The sequence below is a fragment of the Streptomyces sp. CA-135486 genome (assembly GCF_050936555.1).
Lineage (GTDB): Bacteria > Actinomycetota > Actinomycetes > Streptomycetales > Streptomycetaceae > Streptomyces.
This window is the reverse complement of record NZ_JBNJMM010000001.1, coordinates 60248-76431: the sequence shown is the minus strand read 5'-3', so window position 1 is coordinate 76431 and position 16184 is coordinate 60248. Positions and strand designations below refer to the sequence as shown.

Genomic DNA, 16184 nt, shown 5'->3' with positions numbered 1-16184 from the left:
CGAAGGGTCCGGCCGACGCTGTAGGAGGTGGGCGGCCGGACCCGGTTTCGTGTGGTTCAGGCAGCGCGCTGTTCCTCGGGATAGGCGCAGGTCACGCACATGCCGAGCGAGGTCGGGACGACGTACCCGGCGTCCCGCTCGCACTCGGGGCACCAGCGGCGGGCGCGCATCATCGCTTCGTGCGCGCGCCACATGCCCGCCGTCATCGGGCGGACGGGCCGGGCGAGGTCGATGCGGTACAGGTAGGCGGTCAGCGGTTCGCGCCGACGGCGCGGCCGGAGGATCTGCGCGGCGACTTCCTGCCCACCGGGCCTCAGCCCCTGTCCCCGCAGTTGGCGGCGGGTGGCGTAGTCGTCAGGGGCACAGCGCCAAGGGAAGGTAGGGATGCCGAACCGCTCGCCGTCAGGGTCGAAGCAGTCGGCGAGGGCCAGCCGCTTCACGCGGCCACGGCCTCGCGCCCACCGTCAGCCTTCTCGGCGCGCTCAGCCTTGAGCGTGTCGCGCAGCCCACGGGCCTTGACCGGGGCGGTGCGGACGGCCTTGCGGATTGCTTCGGCCGTCAGCTCCGTATCCGACCAACCGGCCGTCGCCGCACGGGCTTCGGCAAGGAGTTCGTCCGCCGTGCGATTCGGTCGGGGCGATCGAGCCGCGACAGGTACCCGACCGGTCGGCCGACGAGGCGGCCGGTCGGCGGCGGGCAGTGCCTTGACCGGGGCCGGGTCGATCGGTGCCACCGCCGGTTCGGGACCGGCCGACTCAACGGCGACGGAGGTCGGGGCGGTTCGGGTCGATTCACGCAGCTCAGAGGGCGACTGATTTGCGGTATCCCGCTGCGTTTCCTCCTGGTTTTCGATTGCGGCCGTCGTGGCGCCGAACATGGCGGCCAACGCCGCGTCCGCACCGCTGGTGACCCGCTCCCGCTGGACGTCCAGCAGCCGCAGTCCAAGCGAGTGGTCACCCATCCCGACCTTGCGGGCCAACTTCCACGACGTGCGCTCCGCAGCGCCCCGCACCTTCTCGTCCGGGTGGTTCGCGGCCACGGCCCGGTGATAGGCCAGCTCTCGTACGACGGCGGCAGCGCGGGCTTCAGCCTCGGCGTCCCGGCCGTCCTGGTGGACCACGATGCGGCGGGCCAGGAACGCCATGCCCTCAGCGGACACGCACATGCCCATCGGGGTCACCGCGTAGATGACGGTGCGGCCGGGGTCGTCACCGGCCATGGCCGCCATCGCGGACGCGGCAGCGGGCAGAGCCCACAGTCCGAGGCGGATGACCTTCGGCGAGGACTGCCCCAGCATGGTCAACCCCAGCAAGACCAGGGCCAGAACGGCGGTCGCTCCCTCACCAGCAGCCACCGCCCCCAGCGCCGTTCCCTCGCCGTAGACGCGGCTGATGTTGCTGAACGTGCCGATGCCCCCGGCGACGCCAGTGGCGAGCATGGGCACGAAAGCAGCGGCCAGCACGACCGTCTGCGCCTTCGTCAACGGCGTGCGCGACTGCTTCATGCCGCTTCCCCCGTCTGAGACCGGTCGCCGCGAGCGGCGCGCAGGAACGGCACGGTGTGAGTGAGCGCGTCGGCATACAGGGCGTCCCAACCGGCGATCTCGTCACCGGCCTCGCCCATCTCCCGCAGGTCCTTCAGGATTTCGCGGGCCACGTCCGTACGGGCCTGCCGCTCCTTGGCCGTCTCCGGTTCCAGCGGGCCTCGGAACAGGTCGACGTCGATGCCGAGCGCCAGTTCCGCGAACTCCGAGTCGTCGTGGGCCTCTTGACCGGCGACGAAAGTGCGCATGCGCATGGTGGATCTCCTCTTCTGCAAGTCGGGAAGGGGCGGGGCGGTCGGCTGTCCTGTCCGGGAGTGCGACCGCCCCGCGAAGAACGAGGTCAGACGGTGGCGATGACCAGCGCGGCGACCAGCAGCCACAGGTGATGGAAGGACTGGTCAAGCGCGTACGCGCCGGTGCCGATGTGCGGGTTGTCGTCGTGGCCGGCACGCAGGGCACCGAGCCGGTAGAACTCGCCCTTGCCGGTCACCTTGGCCAGCCACGCGAGCGTGGTGCGGCGGTCGGCCCACCAGTGCGTCACGGCGTCGATGCCGAGCCCGGCGACGATGCCGAGCACCGACAGGCGCAGGTCCAGCAACCAGGCGACCGGCAGCAGGACCGCGACCTTGGTAGCGGTCAGGGTGGCGACGTGCCGGGCGTCCGCGAGACGGCCGACCCAGCCAGGACGGCCCTTGTGCGCGGACTGGTGCGAGGTCTGCACCCAGTGGTCACCCACGCTGTGAGCGACGTACAGGGCGACGAATACGGCAGCGAAGACAGCAGCATCCACAGCGGTCACCGGCTCTCGTCGCGATACTGAACGAGCTGAATGACCATCCGGGGGAAGTCCCCAATGCCGTCGAAGTGCGCGAACTGCACGCCGTGGATCTCGACCGCCTGGATCATGTCGCGCAGGATCGCGGCGGCATCCGCCACCTGACGAGCGGTCGGCCGGTGACCGGGCGTGAACTCCGTGGCCGCAGACGCGACGCGGTATGCGATGTCGTCGAGTTCGTTCTGATTCACTGCGCTTCTACTCCTTGACTGTGTCGGGATGGAGACCGGAAGCAGCGGGCTGTCCTTGTCCGGGAGTGCCGCCGCACCGGGAATGAGGGCCGACGCCGCACGAAGCGGCAGGCCAAGCGCCCCGGGCGGGATTCGGTCCCGCGCCCTCGCGGCTGAATACCGGGGCTGATGTTGGGGATACGAGGGCTTCACCGGGCGCCGTCACCACGGTCACCCGGTCCCGAGCCTCGAACTGTCGGGGCGCCCTATTCGCACTGCTCGGCGCGAGCAGAACGACCGCGAACCGGATGAGCCTCAACGGGGGCTCCGACACCGGCAACGGCCGCCGACGGTCGTCACCCGGCCCGTCGCGGGGACGGGGTCTGCCCCCGTCAATCTCAGAGCTCTGTTGAGTTCTCAAGGAACAGACGCTTCCTTCGAACCCGTTTCACGGGGCTCTCTGGGCACTCCATAAGAGATCCTGTCCTCAACTCCTCTTTAGGAGTTGCTCTGACTATGGCGGACGCGGCAGCAGTCGTCAACTCCTCTTGAGGACTTATGCTGAAACGGTCAACAGACCAGGGATGGTGGGCTCCACATGGCGAAGCAGTACGAGCGGATCGCAGACGGCCTTCGGGCACGCATCCGTGCAGGTGAACTCAAGCCCGGTCAGCGTCTGCCTGCGGAGACCGCGTTGGCCAAGGAGTACAAGACAAGCCTGCCGACCATGCGAGACGCACTTGCGTTGCTGCTCACCGAGGGTCTGATCGACAAGAAGCACGGGGTGGGGAACTTCGTGCGGAAGCCACGCCAGCTCGTACGACGGGACAACGGCCGGCACCAATGGGAGAAGGACCGGGCGAGGCTTGGGGAGGATGTGCGGCTGGAGACAGGAGCAACGGAGCATGACACGGGGCTGACTGTCTCGGATCTCGTGTTCCGCGCCGACTACCGCGATACCGAGGCCAACGAGGACCTGGCGGAGCACTTCGGCGTGCCGGTCGGCACTCGCCTTCTCGAACGCATCTACCGCACGCTCCACCGAGACGAGGACGCACCCTTCAACCTTGCCCACTCATATCTCGTCTACGACATGATCGCGAGCAACCCTGATCTGCTCGACCCCTCCAAGGAGCCGTGGCCCGGCGGGACGCAGAATCAGTTGCACACTGTCGACATCGAGCTGGATCGCATTGTGGAGCGCGTCACGGCACGCCCACCCACCTTCGAAGAGACCGAGGAACTTGGACTACAAGGTGGTGTCGCGGTAGTGGTACTGCGTAAGACTTCGATCGACACGGGCGGTCGCGTAGTGGAGGTCTCGGATGTGACGTTGCCGGGCGATCGCACAGAACTGATCTTCACGACCCCCTTGGCAAGGTGGTAACCATGTCCAAGCTCATTACCGTCCTCACGGCAGTGCATGGCCCCGGCGCGCACCACCTTCCTGACGCCTACAAATCCCTGCTCTCCCAGGACCTCCCAGACGGCTGGGACTGGGAATGGGTGATTCAGCAGGACGGCGAAACCGACGACGTATCGCCACATGTCCCTGACGATCCGCGTGTGAAGTTCGGCCAGGGGCGCGTCGGCCGCGCTGCCATGGCGCGCACCCTCGGGCTTTCGCGGGCCGAGGGCGAGTACGTCAAGGTTCTCGACGCTGACGACATGCTGACTCCCGGGGCTCTCGCGCGAGATCTGAGCGCACTGCTGAGCAATCCGGGCGTGAGCTGGGCAACGTCGCGTGTTCTCGACTACCTGCCGGACGGGTCCACCCTCGGGTTCGATCAGGACCCGGCGGAAGGAGTCATTCACCGAGGCGCAGTGCTTGACCACTGGAAGGCCCATGAATACCGCGCGCAGGTCCATCCGGCCACGCTGTTCATGCGGAGAGATCTTCTTTTGGCGCTGGGAGGGTGGATGGCTCTCCCGGCGTCCGAGGACACCGGGCTATTGCTCGCCCTGAACGCCGTGAGTCGCGGATGGTTCACCGCGGAGACGGGCTTGCTGTACCGGAAGTGGCCCGGTCAGGTGACGAACCATGCCGCGCATGTGGACCAGGGCGAGCGAGAGGCGAGGATGGCCGTCATCGAAGCGCGCGCCTCGATCCTCGCGAGCCTCGAAGGATGGCGCTTCAACACGGACTAATCAATCGGTCTCGCGGCGCTCGGGCGGGAGAAGGAGATCCCGCGAACCATGCTCTTCACCGTGGAAGTTCCCGCTCACCCCGAGGTCGTCTCGCGCCGCCTCATGGAAGCCGTTGATCGCCATAAACGCGGTCTTGTGCAGCTCACGCCATTCATCGAGTGTCCCGCCGGTCGTCCCCCTGGCGCGCCAGTCGATGGCGGCAGCCGCAGCATTCAGTCTGTGAGCCGCCTCGATCACCCCATCCTCAGCAAGCAACATGACCCGCTCGAAGGCGCGCCCGCGGGCATGATCACCGTCGCCAAGCTCTAGCTCCAGGTCGTGCTCCGTCCGCTGGGTGCTCCGCATGCCTTTCCTGACCTCATAGAGAATCACAGAGGAGTAGATGTACGTCCGCACGCGGTCGATGTACTCCGCGTAGGCGTCGAGCTTTCGGTCATCCCACCTGGTCAGCATGGTGTACTGCGTCCGCTGACGCTCCATCCGATGATTGGTGAAGTGCGTCGTTAACCCGCCCAGCAGCACAGCAGCAATGGTTACGAGCTGCCCCACGATGTCCATCGATCCCCCTACTTACGGCCTCAGGTCCAGCGGGGATCATAGAGCGATCATGAACATGCAGGCTGCACCAGGGCGGAAGGACTGCATCAGAACCTGACACATCGTCAGCTCTGACGCTAGGCTGATTTCACCTACCAGTCACCTGAGGAGTGCGCCATGGGGCCAGACGTACGCATGCTCCCACTACCCGAGGGTCCCCCGCGGTTCGTCGGGGCTTTCTACCGCCCTGAAACCGGGTGGCGAATTGCCGCCGAAGCACCCTCGCGAGAGCCGGTGGACCGCGCCATTGCCGCGATGATCGGGACGGTACAGGCGCGAGGGGAAGCTCCGCTGATCGAGATATGGGGCCCGTCGGGCGGCGGCGACGATTGGCAGCGCCTCGACACTCTTGATCCCGGTCCCGGTGCAGCCCTGTCGCGGGAGGTACCGAAGGAGCAGCGGCAGCGCAGCGCCCGCGAGGAGCGCCTCATCGACCGCCGACACCAGGTGCTGACTTCCGCTCTCGCATGCGCGGGAATCTCAATCGGACAACCAGAAGATGATGCTGCGCTCACCTGCCTGGTTGATGCCGTGGATGAGGACACGGCCCGACGCCTGGCCCACTGGCTCTCACAGGCCAATAGGTAACGCTCGGTCGCGTCGCTCCGTCTCACTTTCCGTCTCGTTCACCCCAGTCCGTCGATGTTCACGAGCGTCCGCAGGCGAGCTCAGCAGCGGGCCCGCGACCGGAGGTGCACTGGCGCGAACGACCACGAACAGCACCCTGACCAGCAAGAACAAACCTCGAAAGCGAGTGTGGCGCAAGTCACCGAGGGTTCAAATCCCTCCGCTACCGCTCTTGTCGAAGGACCCCGGCGCATCGCGTCGGGGTCCTTCGTCGTTGCCGCGGTACGGACACCGCGGCGCCGCGCGTACGGACACCGCGGCCCGGGCGGCAAAGGGCCCCGATGACCCTGTCCTTGGTCCGATAGGGCTCGGTTAGACTCACGCGACGCACGGCCAGGGGGCCAAAGGGGTCACAGGGGAGGCAGGGGCTGATGGTGCAGACGAAGAAGATCGCTCTCTATGTTGTTGTCGTCTTCGTGCTCTACACGATCATCACGTCCCCGGCCAAGGCCGCCGACCTGGTCCAGATAGGGTTCGAGGGCATTTCGAGCGCCGCGCAGAGCGTCGGAGAGTTCATGACCGAGGTCGTCAATTAGGAGTGCCCTTGATCCGCCATCTGGTCCTCTTCAAGCTCAATGAGGGTGTCGAGCGCGACGAGCCTCGTGTGGTCGCGGGTGTGAAGGCCTTCCAGGAGCTGGACGGGCAGGTGCCCGAGCTGGCGTTCTGGGAGTGCGCCTGGAACATCACCGACCGGCCGATCGCCTATGACTTCGCGATCAACTCCGCGGTCGCCGACCGCGATGCGCTGAAGCGGTACATCGAGCATCCGGCCCATCAGGCGGCCGCCGGACAGTGGCGCGAGTTCGCCACGTGGGTGATCGCCGACTACGAGTTCTGAGCCCCCCGCTCCCCAGGCCTCCCGCCATCACGACGGGGGGCCTTTTGTGGTTTAACTGCCAACTTGCCCTCAACACGGTGTTATCGGGTGCTTGCACACAGTGGACATGTCTTGTGATGCTATGACCGCTTTTGACGAATGAGTGGACCGCTGTTGACCGCAAAGGGGTGGCGTGACCGTGCCGGCCAGTACTGCGCCTCAGGTGCCACCCCAGAACGAGCGGCCGGACGATCCTCCGCCCGCCGGAAAACCGCAGACCAGGGGCGCGGACACCCGGGCACTGACCCAGGTGCTCTTCGGCGAGCTCAAGGGCCTCGAGCCGGGCACCGCGGAACACTCCCGGGTGCGCGGGGCGCTGATCGAGGCCAATCTGCCGCTCGTGCGGTACGCGGCCGCCCGTTTCCGCAGCCGCAACGAACCCATGGAGGACGTCGTCCAGGTCGGCACGATCGGGCTCATCAACGCGATCGACCGCTTCGACCCGGACCGCGGGGTGCAGTTCCCGACCTTTGCGATGCCCACGGTCGTCGGCGAGATCAAGCGGTACTTCCGTGACAACGTGCGGACCGTGCATGTGCCGCGGCGGTTGCACGAGCTATGGGTCCAGGTGAACGGCGCCACCGAGGATCTGACGACGGCTCACGGCCGCACGCCCACGACCGCCGAGATCGCCGACCGGCTGAAAATCGGCGAGGACGAGGTGCTGGCCTGTATCGAGGCCGGGCGTTCGTACCACGCGACCTCGCTGGAAGCGGCCCAGGAGGGCGACGGGCTGCCCGGGCTGCTCGACCGGCTCGGTTACGAGGATCCCGCGCTGGCGGGCGTCGAGCACCGCGACCTTGTGCGCCATCTCCTCGTACAGCTGCCCGAGCGGGAGCAGCGGATTCTGATGCTGCGTTACTACAGCAATCTGACGCAGTCACAGATCAGCCAGGAGCTCGGCGTCTCCCAGATGCATGTGTCAAGGCTGCTTGCCAGAAGCTTTGCCCGACTCAGATCCGCAAACAGGATCGAGGCGTAGCTGAAACGGGTAGACCACTTCGGGGCCACTTTGGGCTGCCCAAAAGCCGCAGACCCCCTGTTTCCTGCACAGTTTTGCCGGATACTTGTCGACATGTCACTACAGCGTGTTGCCGACATGTGACATTCTGCGGGAACCGCGTTTGCCGCAGCCCCGCCTCCGGTATTCAGGTGGAGGCTGCGTTCCTCCGATGGTCGTGGCCGCCGCGACCGTCCGCGACCTCAAGGGGGTGGCATGTCCGTAGAACAGGGCAGCTCGAAAGTGCTCACGCTCGCCAAGAGCGCACCCGCACCTGTCGTGCCTGACAGCTCGGAAGCCATCGACACCCGCACTCTGTCCCGCTCCCTGTTCCTGCGGCTGCGCGCGCTGGATTCCGAGGGCACGGGCGACACTCCGGAGCGCACCTATGTGCGCGACACACTGATCGAGCTCAATCTGCCCCTGGTGCGGTACGCCGCGGCCCGCTTCCGCAGCCGCAACGAACCGATGGAGGACATCGTCCAGGTCGGCACCATCGGCCTGATCAAGGCGATCGACCGGTTCGACTGCGAACGCGGCGTGGAATTCCCGACGTTCGCGATGCCGACGGTCGTCGGCGAGATCAAGCGCTTCTTCCGCGACACCTCGTGGTCGGTGCGGGTGCCGCGCCGGCTCCAGGAGCTGCGGCTCGCGCTCACCAAGGCCAGCGACGAGCTGGCGCAGAAACTGGACCGCTCCCCGACCGTGCCCGAACTCGCCGCGGTCCTCGGGGTGTCGGAGGAGGACGTGGTCGACGGTCTCGCCGTCGGCAATGCCTACACCGCCTCCTCGCTGGACTCGCCCTCACCCGAGGACGACGGCGGCGAGGGCTCGCTGGCGGACCGTCTGGGGTACGAGGACACGGCGCTGGAGGGCGTGGAGTACCGCGAGTCGCTCAAGCCCCTGCTGGCCAAACTCCCGCCCCGCGAGCGGCAGATCATCATGCTGCGGTTCTTCGCGAACATGACCCAGTCGCAGATCGGCGAGGAGGTCGGCATCTCGCAGATGCATGTCTCGCGACTGCTGACCCGTACGCTCGCGCAGCTGCGGGAGGGCCTGATCGGCGACTGACCGCTCTCTTTGTCCTCGATCGCCGGGCGGGCCTGTGCATCAGGCCCGCCCGGCGGTTGAGGACCGGGGGGGTGCATCCCTCCACGGGGTTCCTTATTGACGGAGCGTCAGACAAACTGGCGCGATGCGACGACGTCAGAGCACCGCTCTCGCCGCGGTCGCGCTCTGCCTCGGTGGGGTGCTGACCGCGTGCGGAAGCGGAGGCGGCGACGGCTATGTGGCGGTCGGTGCCGCCGGGTCCGGGCCCGATGAGGCGCCCACCGCGGCCGTGCCGCCGAAGGGCAGGGTCGTACTCGTACCGCTGGACGGTGCTACTGCGCCCCGCAGCCCGGCGGGCAAGCCGCCCGCGCAACCCGGGAAGCCGGGCGGTGGCGGCGCGAGCGGACCGGGACTGCCCGGCTTCCCGGGAGCCGGCCCGGATGGGGGCTCAGGCGGCACGGGAGCACCGAGCGGTAGAGGGGACACCTCGGGCGGTTCAGGCACCGGCACCGGCGGCGGGGAACCAGGCGGCACAGGTCCGGGCGGCACAGGAACACCGGGCGGCACAGGCTCCGGCGGCCCCACCACGCCCGGCACCCCCTCCACACCAACCCCGAGCCCGGCCCCGCCCCCCGCCACACCTGCCGTGCTCACGCTCGGCGAGCCCGTCCGCACCGCACTGGACAAGCGCTGGTGCGAGAAGGTGACCGTGGAGTTCCGCAACACCGGCGGCTCACCCGTGACATCGGGAACCGTCACCTTCGCGACGCACATCATCGGCGCGCTCGGGATCGACTGGGCGACCATCGAGTCGACTCGGCCGCTGCCCGCACCGATCGCGCCGAAGGCGGTACGCAAGCAGGCGTACACCGTGTGCGTGGACGCCTGGCGGGTGCCGCTGGGCATGCACATCGACACCCAGGACGTCACCGCCGTATGGAAATGACCGGGCCCAGGCCGAACGACCCGGCTGAGGGACGAACGACCTAGCCGAGGGCGAGCCAGGCCACCGCGCCGAGGATCAGGACGGCCGCGATCACGCCGACGATCAGTCCGATGCGCGAAGAGGACTGAGGGGCCGGCGCCGGCGCCCGACGGCCCTGCGGCGCGCCCTCGTCGACGAAGGCCCGGAACATCTGGGTGCTGCCCGCCGGGTCGTAATTGCCCTCGGGGCCCTGACCTTGGGGAGCGTGGGGGTTGTGTGCCATGGGGCAGGACCTTAGCGAACCCTCCGGCGAGGCCCAACCCCGGGCGGTCAGCAGACACACACCCTCCATGACCATGACTCGCGGCGTGCGCAGCCTTTGATGTTCCTTTACCACCGCAAGCCCCCATTTCGTTTGCCTGTAGCAACCAACAGCTTCTATGGTTGCCCTAAGCAACAAGATGTCGGGAGGGTCGGCCGTGGCCGCACAGAGTCAGTACGCGGAACTGGCGCGCCAGCTCAGCGCCCTCGGCGCCGTGAAGCGCGGCCTCGCGCGGATGCTTCCCGGCGAGTGCCCGTCCGGTTCGGCCGCTGTACTCACCCTGCTGGACCGGCACGGTGAGATGCGGATCAGCCGGCTCGCCGAGCTCCTCGCCGTCGACATGTCGGTGACCAGCCGGCACGTCGCCCACGTCGCCGAGCGCGGCTGGATCGAACGGCTCCCCGACCCGGGAGACCGGCGCTCCCGCATCCTGCGGCTCACCCCTGCGGGGCTGGACATGATCGACGAACTCGCCCAGCGAACCGCCGACGCGTTCGCCCGCAATCTGGACGACTGGTCCGACGACGACGTCGGACAGCTCATCGCGATGCTGGCACGCCTGCGCGACTCCTTCGGAGACTGCAGGGCGCGCCCTCACGATGAGCCGTACTCCCGTACACCCGTGTGCTGAAACAGAAGAAAAGGAAGTAAATGGCTACGACCACACCAACCGGTGTGCGGGGCGGCCACGCCAGGCACGGCGGCGGTCACGCCTCCGACGGCGGCGCGCCGATGACACACCGGCAGATCATGGAGGCGTTGTCCGGGCTGCTGCTCGGGATGTTCGTCGCCATCCTGTCGTCCACGATCGTCTCCAACGCCCTGCCGCAGATCATCTCCGACCTCGGCGGCGGGCAGAGCGCCTACACCTGGGTGGTCACGGCGGCGCTGCTGTCGATGACCGCCACCACCCCGCTGTGGGGCAAGCTCGCGGACCTGTTCAGCAAGAAACTGCTGGTCCAGATAGCCCTGATCATCTATGTGGCCGGCTCGGTGGTGGCCGGTCTCGCGCAGAGCACCGGCATGCTCATCGCCTGCCGTGTGGTCCAGGGCATCGGCGTCGGCGGTCTCACCGCCCTCGCGCAGATCGTCATGGCCGCGATGATCGCGCCGCGTGAGCGCGGCCGGTACAGCGGCTACCTGGGTGCGACCTTCGCCGTCGCCACGGTCGGCGGCCCGCTGCTCGGCGGCGTCATCACGGACACCGACTGGCTCGGCTGGCGCTGGTGCTTCTACGTCGGCGTGCCCTTCGCGCTCATCGCGCTGATCGTCCTGCAGAAGACCCTGAAGCTCCCGGTCGTGAAGCGGCAGGTCAAGGTCGACTGGGCAGGCGCGTTCTTCATCAGCGCGGCGGTCTCGCTGCTGCTGGTCTGGGTGACCTTCGCGGGCGACAAGTACGACTGGATCTCCTGGCAGACGTACGCGATGGTCGGCGGCTCGGTCGCGCTCGGCGGGCTCTTCCTCCTCGTCGAGTCGAAGGCGAGCGAGCCGATCATCCCGCTGCGCCTCTTCCGCAACCGCACGATCACGCTGGCCTCGCTGGCCTCGCTCTTCGTCGGCGTCGCGATGTTCGCGGGCACGGTCTTCTTCAGCCAGTACTTCCAGCTTGCGCGCGACGAGTCGCCGACGATGTCCGGCGTCATGACCATCCCGATGATCGGCGGCCTGTTCGTCTCGTCGACCCTGTCGGGCCAGATCATCACCAAGACGGGACGCTGGAAGGCCTGGCTGGTCAGCGGCGGCGCGCTGGTGACGGCGGGCCTCGGGCTGCTGGGCACGATCCGGTACGACACGGAGTACTGGCACATCGCGGTCTTCATGGCCGTCCTGGGTCTCGGCCTCGGCATGATGATGCAGAACCTGGTGCTGTGCACGCAGAACCAGGTCGCTGCGGAGGACCTCGGCTCCGCCTCGTCGGTCGTCACCTTCTTCCGTTCGCTGGGCGGTGCGATCGGCGTCTCGGCGCTGGGCGCGGTTCTGGCGAACCGGGTCACCCACTACGTCAAGGACGGGCTCGCCGAACTCGGCCCGCAGGGCGCGGCGCTGGGCCGCGGCGGCACGGGCGGCGGCATCCCCGACATGGACAAGCTGCCGGCTCCGATCCGCACGGTGATGGAGGGCGCGTACGGGCACGGTGTCGGCGATGTCTTCCTGTACTCGGCGCCGTTCGCGCTGCTGGCGTTCCTGGTGACGCTGTTCATCAAGGAAGTGGCGCTGAAGAGCCACGCGAAGCCGCAGGAGCCCGCTGCCGCGGCTGCCGCGGCCCCTGCAGCCGCTGACGCTCCCGGGGCTCCGGCGGCCGTCGTCACCACGGCAGTCGTACGCGGCGTGGTGCGCGGCAGCGAGGGCGCTGCGGCGCCGCAGGCCACGGTCACGCTCATCTCCCCGGCCGGACGCCAGCTCGGCCGCTCGGTCGCCCAGGCCGACGGCAGCTACGCCCTGGACGCGCCGGGCGCGGGTTCGTACGTACTGATCGCCTCCGCCGACGGCTTCCAGCCCCAGGCGTCCACGGTGGTCGTCGGCGACGAGCCGCTTGCCTACGACCTCCTCCTCGCCGGGACCAGTGGTCTCGCCGGGACCGTACGTGCCGCCGAGGGCGGAACACCGGTCGAGGGCGCGATGGTCGTCGTGACCGATGGGCGCGGCGAAGTGCTGGCGACCGGGAGGAGCGCGGAAGGTGGCGAGTTCGCGTTCGGCGAGCTGGTGCCGGGGCCGGTCACCTTCGCGGTGAGCGCAGCCGGCTTCCGGCCGCTGGCGCAGCCCGTGGAGATCGGCGGCCAGGGCGTGACCCGTATCGACACGGTCCTGCAGGCCGGCGCGCTGCTCCAGGGAACCGTCCGCAGCGCGGCACACCGGCCGCTGGCCGATGCCCGGGTGACCCTGGTGGACGCCGCGGGGAATGTGGTCGCGTCCGTGACGACCGGTGACGACGGGGCGTACGCCTTCGCCGACCTGGACGCGGGGGAGTACACGGTCGTCGCGACCGGGTACCCGCCGGTGGCGAGCGCGCTGACGGTGGCCGGTGGCGGGGTTGACGGCCACGACATCGAACTCGCCCACCCCGGCGAGTAGTTGATCCCCCGGCCGTGCTTCGAGCGGAGAGGCGGCCGGGTCCGAGGGGTGGCGGGCAGGGGACGGCCCGCCGCCCCCGCTCCGTGCGCAAGGAGAGAAAGAGAGAAACGGGATGGGACTGCACGCACAGATACGGACGCGGGAGGCGATCCAGGCGGTGCAGGGGGAACTCACCTAGGCTGCGGTGCATGGCACCCAACATCGCGAGCAACACTTCGGTGGATCTGGAGCAGTTGCTGGAGTTCGTACGCCCCCGCCACCGCGCGATCCTGCTCACGCGGCGCGCCGACGGAACCCCGCAGGGGTCCCCGCTGACGTGCGGGGTCGACGACTCGGGGCGGATCGTCGTCTCGACCTACCCGGAGCGCGCGAAGACCCGCAATGCGAAGCGGGACCCGCGGGTGAGCGTGATCGTCCTGTCGGACGACTGGGACGGCCCGTGGGTCCAGATCGACGGCACGGCGGAGGTACTCGACACACCGGATTCGGTGGAACCGCTGGTGGAGTACTTCCGGAACATCTCCGGGGAGCATCCTGACTGGGATGAGTACCGGGAGGCGATGGTGAAGCAGGGCAAGTCGCTCATCCGGGTGACACCGGAGAGGTGGGGGCCGGTGGCGACGGGCGGTTTCCCCGCGAGGCTGAGCGGGTCCTAGGCGGAGGTCTGGTCCCCCGCCCCGCCACTACCCCTTCGACCGCGCCACCATCGACTCGATCCCCGCCACCAGCAGGTCCAGCGCAAAGCTGAAGTCCCGCTCCCTCATCTCCTCCACCGTGTCCCCGCCCCGCGCCTCCATCAGTTCCGTCGCGCTCTCGAAGCTCTTCGCAAAGGCCGGCTGCTCGCTGATCGTCCCCATCGCCTCGCGGAAGTACTCGTCCTGGCTCATCCCCGCCGCCGCGCACCGCGCGATGAAGTGGCCCTCGATCGTGCCGAAGCCGTACACGAACTGGAAAACCGCCGAAAGACCACCCATCTGGCCGTGCGGCGGCAGGCCCGTGTTGCGCATGACCTGCTGCACCGCCGTCGAGAAGGCCATGGAGTGCGGGCCGATGTTGAGGAACGTGCCGATCAGCGCCGACACCCAAGGGTGGCGGACCAGCAGATCCCGGTATCCCGTGGCCAGTTCCCGCAACTGCTCGCGCCAGTCGCCCTCCGGGCTCACGTCCGGCAGCGGGAAGGTCCCGAAGACCGCGTCGAGGGCGAGCTCCAGCAGGTCGTCCTTGGTGTCCACGTACCAGTAGACCGACATCGCGGTGACGTTCAGCTCCGCGGCCAGGCGGCGCATGGAGAACTTCGCAGCGCCCTCGGAGTCCAGCAGCCGTACCGTCGCTTCGATGATCTTGTCGCGGTCCAGTCCGGCCGGCTGGCCCGACTTACGGCCCCGGTCCCGGTCCGCCTTTCCCTCCAGCCAGACGCTGGTCCGCGCGGGACCCTTCGCGCGGTCGGCCGCACTCACCATCGCGCATCCTCCTCGAACTCGCCCCCGGTCCCGATGCTATGCCGCTGCCTTGGGTGAGTCTGCCCGCTCGGCCCGCCGCAGCAGCATCGCGGCCAGCAGGCCACCGGCCAGCACCGCCACCGCGCCGACCAGCTGACTCGTCTGAAGCCCCGAGGCGAAGGCGTCGGATACGCGGACGCGTTCCGCAGGGCCGTCCGCGGCCGCCAGCGCGGCGGGCAGCGAGGCTGCGCCGACCACGGTCGGTACGAGCGCGGCGAAGCGGGAGTTCAGGACCGCGCCCAGGACGGCGACGCCAAGACCGTTGCCGAACTCGGCGAGCGTGCCGTTCACGCCCGCGCCCACCCCCGCCTTCTCGGGCGGAATCGCGCTCATGATGGCGTTGGCCATGGTCGGCATGGAGAGCGCCACGCCCGCGCCCATGACCACAAGACCGAGCAGCATCCCGCCGTACCCGTACCGCCCGCCGAGGACCGCGATCGCCGCCAGCCCACCGGCCACCAGGGTCATCCCCACCGCGATGGTCCCCGGCGTGCCGAGCTTCGGCACCAGCCGTGCCCCGACGCCCGTCAGATTGAGGGCGACGACGGTCAGCGCGAGCGGCGCCGTACGCAGACCCGCGTCCAGCGGCCCGTGTCCGAGGACGAACTGAAGGTGCTGGGTGAGCAGGAAGAGCGAGCCGCCCATGCCGAACGCGACGAGAATCGCGCCCGCCACCGCTCCGATGAAGCGCTGGTTGCGGAAGAAGTGCATGTCGAGCATCGGATACGGGATACGGAGCTCCCAGAGGACAAAGCCCCCGAGGACCAGGGCGCCGACCGCCGCCGGGGCCAGCACCTCGGTGGAGGTCCAGCCGTGCCCGGGCCCGGAGATGATCGCGTACACGACCCCCGTCATGCCGACGGTGGAGAGCAGCGCGCCGAGCAGGTCGGGACGGTCCCCCTGAGGGTTTTTGGACTCCGGTACGAGCGCGAGGACCGCGAACAGTCCGATCGCCGCGACCGGGATGTTGACCAGGAAGATCGCGCCCCACCAGAAGTGATCGAGCATCACCCCGCCGATCAGCGGCCCGGCCGCGAAGCCTAGGGAGTTGACGGTGGACCAGAGGCCGATCGCCTTGACCCGTTCGGCGTCGTCGAAGATCTGCACGACGACCGCGAGGGTCGTGGTCATGAGCAGCGCGCCGCCGACGCCCATGCCCGCGCGGGCGGCGATCAGCTGGGTCGCGGACTGCGCGAGGCCCGCGGCGAGTGAGCCCAGGCCGAAGAGTGCGAGGCCGCAGACGAGCATCTTCTTGCGGCCGTAGCGGTCGGCAGCGTTGCCCGCGGTGAGCAGGAGCCCCGACTGGACCAGCGAGTACGCGTTGATCATCCACTGGATGTCGACGGTCGACGCGTCCAGCTCCCGGGTGAGGGAGGGGATCGCAACGCTGAGCACGGTGTTGTCGAGCAGCACGGTGAGCTGGGAGAGGCAGATGACGCCGAGGATCAGCCAGCGCTGCGGATGGCGGCCCGTGGGGGCCGTGTGGTTCTCGGCGGTCGTTGCCGTCATACACACTCCT

General features: G+C 68.5%; 20 protein-coding genes. 11 read left to right on the top strand and 9 right to left on the bottom strand.

Translation table 11 applies throughout. The features are described from left to right. Window positions 1–56 precede the first annotated feature (56 nt). The 5 genes from ACQEVG_RS00400 to ACQEVG_RS00380 form a co-directional block, all read right to left on the bottom strand. A complete protein-coding gene (locus tag ACQEVG_RS00400) occupies window positions 57–440 on the bottom strand; it encodes an RRQRL motif-containing zinc-binding protein (protein ID WP_432975239.1) in 384 nt (127 codons plus the stop codon). Then, on the bottom strand, window positions 437–1504 hold the full coding sequence (locus ACQEVG_RS00395; RefSeq protein WP_432975236.1) for a conjugal transfer protein: 1068 nt from the start codon (window positions 1502–1504) through the stop codon (window positions 437–439). Before ACQEVG_RS00395 ends, ACQEVG_RS00400 begins: the two co-directional genes overlap by 4 nt. After that, window positions 1501–1791 (bottom strand): hypothetical protein, encoded by a 291-nt coding sequence (locus ACQEVG_RS00390; RefSeq protein ID WP_432984889.1) that lies wholly within the window; start codon window positions 1789–1791, stop codon window positions 1501–1503. Before ACQEVG_RS00390 ends, ACQEVG_RS00395 begins: the two co-directional genes overlap by 4 nt. Window positions 1792–1883: 92 nt before the next feature. Continuing rightward, window positions 1884–2333, bottom strand: a complete 450-nt coding sequence (locus ACQEVG_RS00385) for a transcriptional regulator (protein WP_432984886.1) — start codon at window positions 2331–2333, stop codon at window positions 1884–1886. Window positions 2334–2338: 5 nt separating this feature from the next. Then, window positions 2339–2569 carry a hypothetical protein gene (locus ACQEVG_RS00380; protein WP_432975233.1) on the bottom strand — a complete coding sequence of 77 codons (231 nt, stop codon included), beginning with the start codon at window positions 2567–2569 and terminating at the stop codon, window positions 2339–2341. A 577-nt stretch (window positions 2570–3146) separates the two neighbouring features. Between ACQEVG_RS00380 and ACQEVG_RS00375 the strand changes: the two genes are divergently transcribed. Together ACQEVG_RS00375 and ACQEVG_RS00370 are read left to right on the top strand one after the other, a co-directional pair. Continuing rightward, complete coding sequence (locus ACQEVG_RS00375) at window positions 3147–3935, top strand: GntR family transcriptional regulator (protein WP_432975230.1); 789 nt, start codon at window positions 3147–3149, stop codon at window positions 3933–3935. 2 nt (window positions 3936–3937) lie between these two features. Next, window positions 3938–4696, top strand: coding sequence for a glycosyltransferase family 2 protein (locus tag ACQEVG_RS00370; RefSeq protein WP_432975227.1), 759 nt, complete (start codon window positions 3938–3940; stop codon window positions 4694–4696). Here ACQEVG_RS00370 and ACQEVG_RS00365 read toward each other — a convergent pair whose 3' ends face one another. Next, window positions 4697–5254, bottom strand: coding sequence for a hypothetical protein (locus ACQEVG_RS00365; protein WP_432975224.1), 558 nt, complete (start codon window positions 5252–5254; stop codon window positions 4697–4699). 273 nt (window positions 5255–5527) lie between these two features. Between ACQEVG_RS00365 and ACQEVG_RS00360 the strand changes: the two genes are divergently transcribed. The 6 genes from ACQEVG_RS00360 (at window position 5528) to ACQEVG_RS00335 (ending at window position 9793) form a co-directional block, all read left to right on the top strand. Next, window positions 5528–5881 carry a hypothetical protein gene (locus ACQEVG_RS00360; protein WP_432975221.1) on the top strand — a complete coding sequence of 118 codons (354 nt, stop codon included), beginning with the start codon at window positions 5528–5530 and terminating at the stop codon, window positions 5879–5881. Window positions 5882–6291: 410 nt separating this feature from the next. Further along, window positions 6292–6456, top strand: coding sequence for a hypothetical protein (locus ACQEVG_RS00355; protein ID WP_432975218.1), 165 nt, complete (start codon window positions 6292–6294; stop codon window positions 6454–6456). An 8-nt stretch (window positions 6457–6464) separates the two neighbouring features. Next, window positions 6465–6758: a Dabb family protein gene (locus ACQEVG_RS00350; RefSeq protein ID WP_432975215.1), complete on the top strand. Its 294-nt coding sequence runs from the start codon at window positions 6465–6467 to the stop codon at window positions 6756–6758. A gap of 178 nt (window positions 6759–6936) precedes the next feature. Further along, window positions 6937–7779 carry an RNA polymerase sigma factor SigF gene (locus tag ACQEVG_RS00345; protein ID WP_432975212.1) on the top strand — a complete coding sequence of 281 codons (843 nt, stop codon included), beginning with the start codon at window positions 6937–6939 and terminating at the stop codon, window positions 7777–7779. 234 nt (window positions 7780–8013) lie between these two features. After that, the gene (locus tag ACQEVG_RS00340; protein ID WP_432975209.1) at window positions 8014–8868 is read left to right on the top strand and encodes an RNA polymerase sigma factor SigF; all 855 of its coding nucleotides are present in this window, start codon (window positions 8014–8016) and stop codon (window positions 8866–8868) included. Between the two features lie 124 nt (window positions 8869–8992). Then, window positions 8993–9793 carry a hypothetical protein gene (locus ACQEVG_RS00335; RefSeq protein ID WP_432975206.1) on the top strand — a complete coding sequence of 267 codons (801 nt, stop codon included), beginning with the start codon at window positions 8993–8995 and terminating at the stop codon, window positions 9791–9793. Between the two features lie 40 nt (window positions 9794–9833). Here ACQEVG_RS00335 and ACQEVG_RS00330 read toward each other — a convergent pair whose 3' ends face one another. Beyond that, a complete protein-coding gene (locus ACQEVG_RS00330) occupies window positions 9834–10055 on the bottom strand; it encodes a hypothetical protein (RefSeq protein WP_432975203.1) in 222 nt (73 codons plus the stop codon). Window positions 10056–10251: 196 nt separating this feature from the next. Between ACQEVG_RS00330 and ACQEVG_RS00325 the strand changes: the two genes are divergently transcribed. The 3 genes from ACQEVG_RS00325 (at window position 10252) to ACQEVG_RS00315 (ending at window position 13822) form a co-directional block, all read left to right on the top strand. Then, entirely contained in the window at window positions 10252–10725 is a 474-nt protein-coding gene (locus ACQEVG_RS00325; protein WP_432975200.1) for a MarR family winged helix-turn-helix transcriptional regulator, read from the top strand. Window positions 10726–10745: 20 nt separating this feature from the next. Beyond that, window positions 10746–13166: an MFS transporter gene (locus ACQEVG_RS00320; protein ID WP_432975197.1), complete on the top strand. Its 2421-nt coding sequence runs from the start codon at window positions 10746–10748 to the stop codon at window positions 13164–13166. A 188-nt stretch (window positions 13167–13354) separates the two neighbouring features. Beyond that, window positions 13355–13822 (top strand): PPOX class F420-dependent oxidoreductase, encoded by a 468-nt coding sequence (locus ACQEVG_RS00315; protein ID WP_432975194.1) that lies wholly within the window; start codon window positions 13355–13357, stop codon window positions 13820–13822. 27 nt (window positions 13823–13849) lie between these two features. On the opposite strand, the gene ACQEVG_RS00310 is transcribed toward ACQEVG_RS00315, so the two are convergent. Next, window positions 13850–14626 (bottom strand): TetR/AcrR family transcriptional regulator, encoded by a 777-nt coding sequence (locus ACQEVG_RS00310; RefSeq protein ID WP_432975191.1) that lies wholly within the window; start codon window positions 14624–14626, stop codon window positions 13850–13852. Window positions 14627–14662: 36 nt separating this feature from the next. Further along, the gene (locus ACQEVG_RS00305; protein WP_432975188.1) at window positions 14663–16174 is read right to left on the bottom strand and encodes an MFS transporter; all 1512 of its coding nucleotides are present in this window, start codon (window positions 16172–16174) and stop codon (window positions 14663–14665) included. Window positions 16175–16184: the final 10 nt, after the last annotated feature.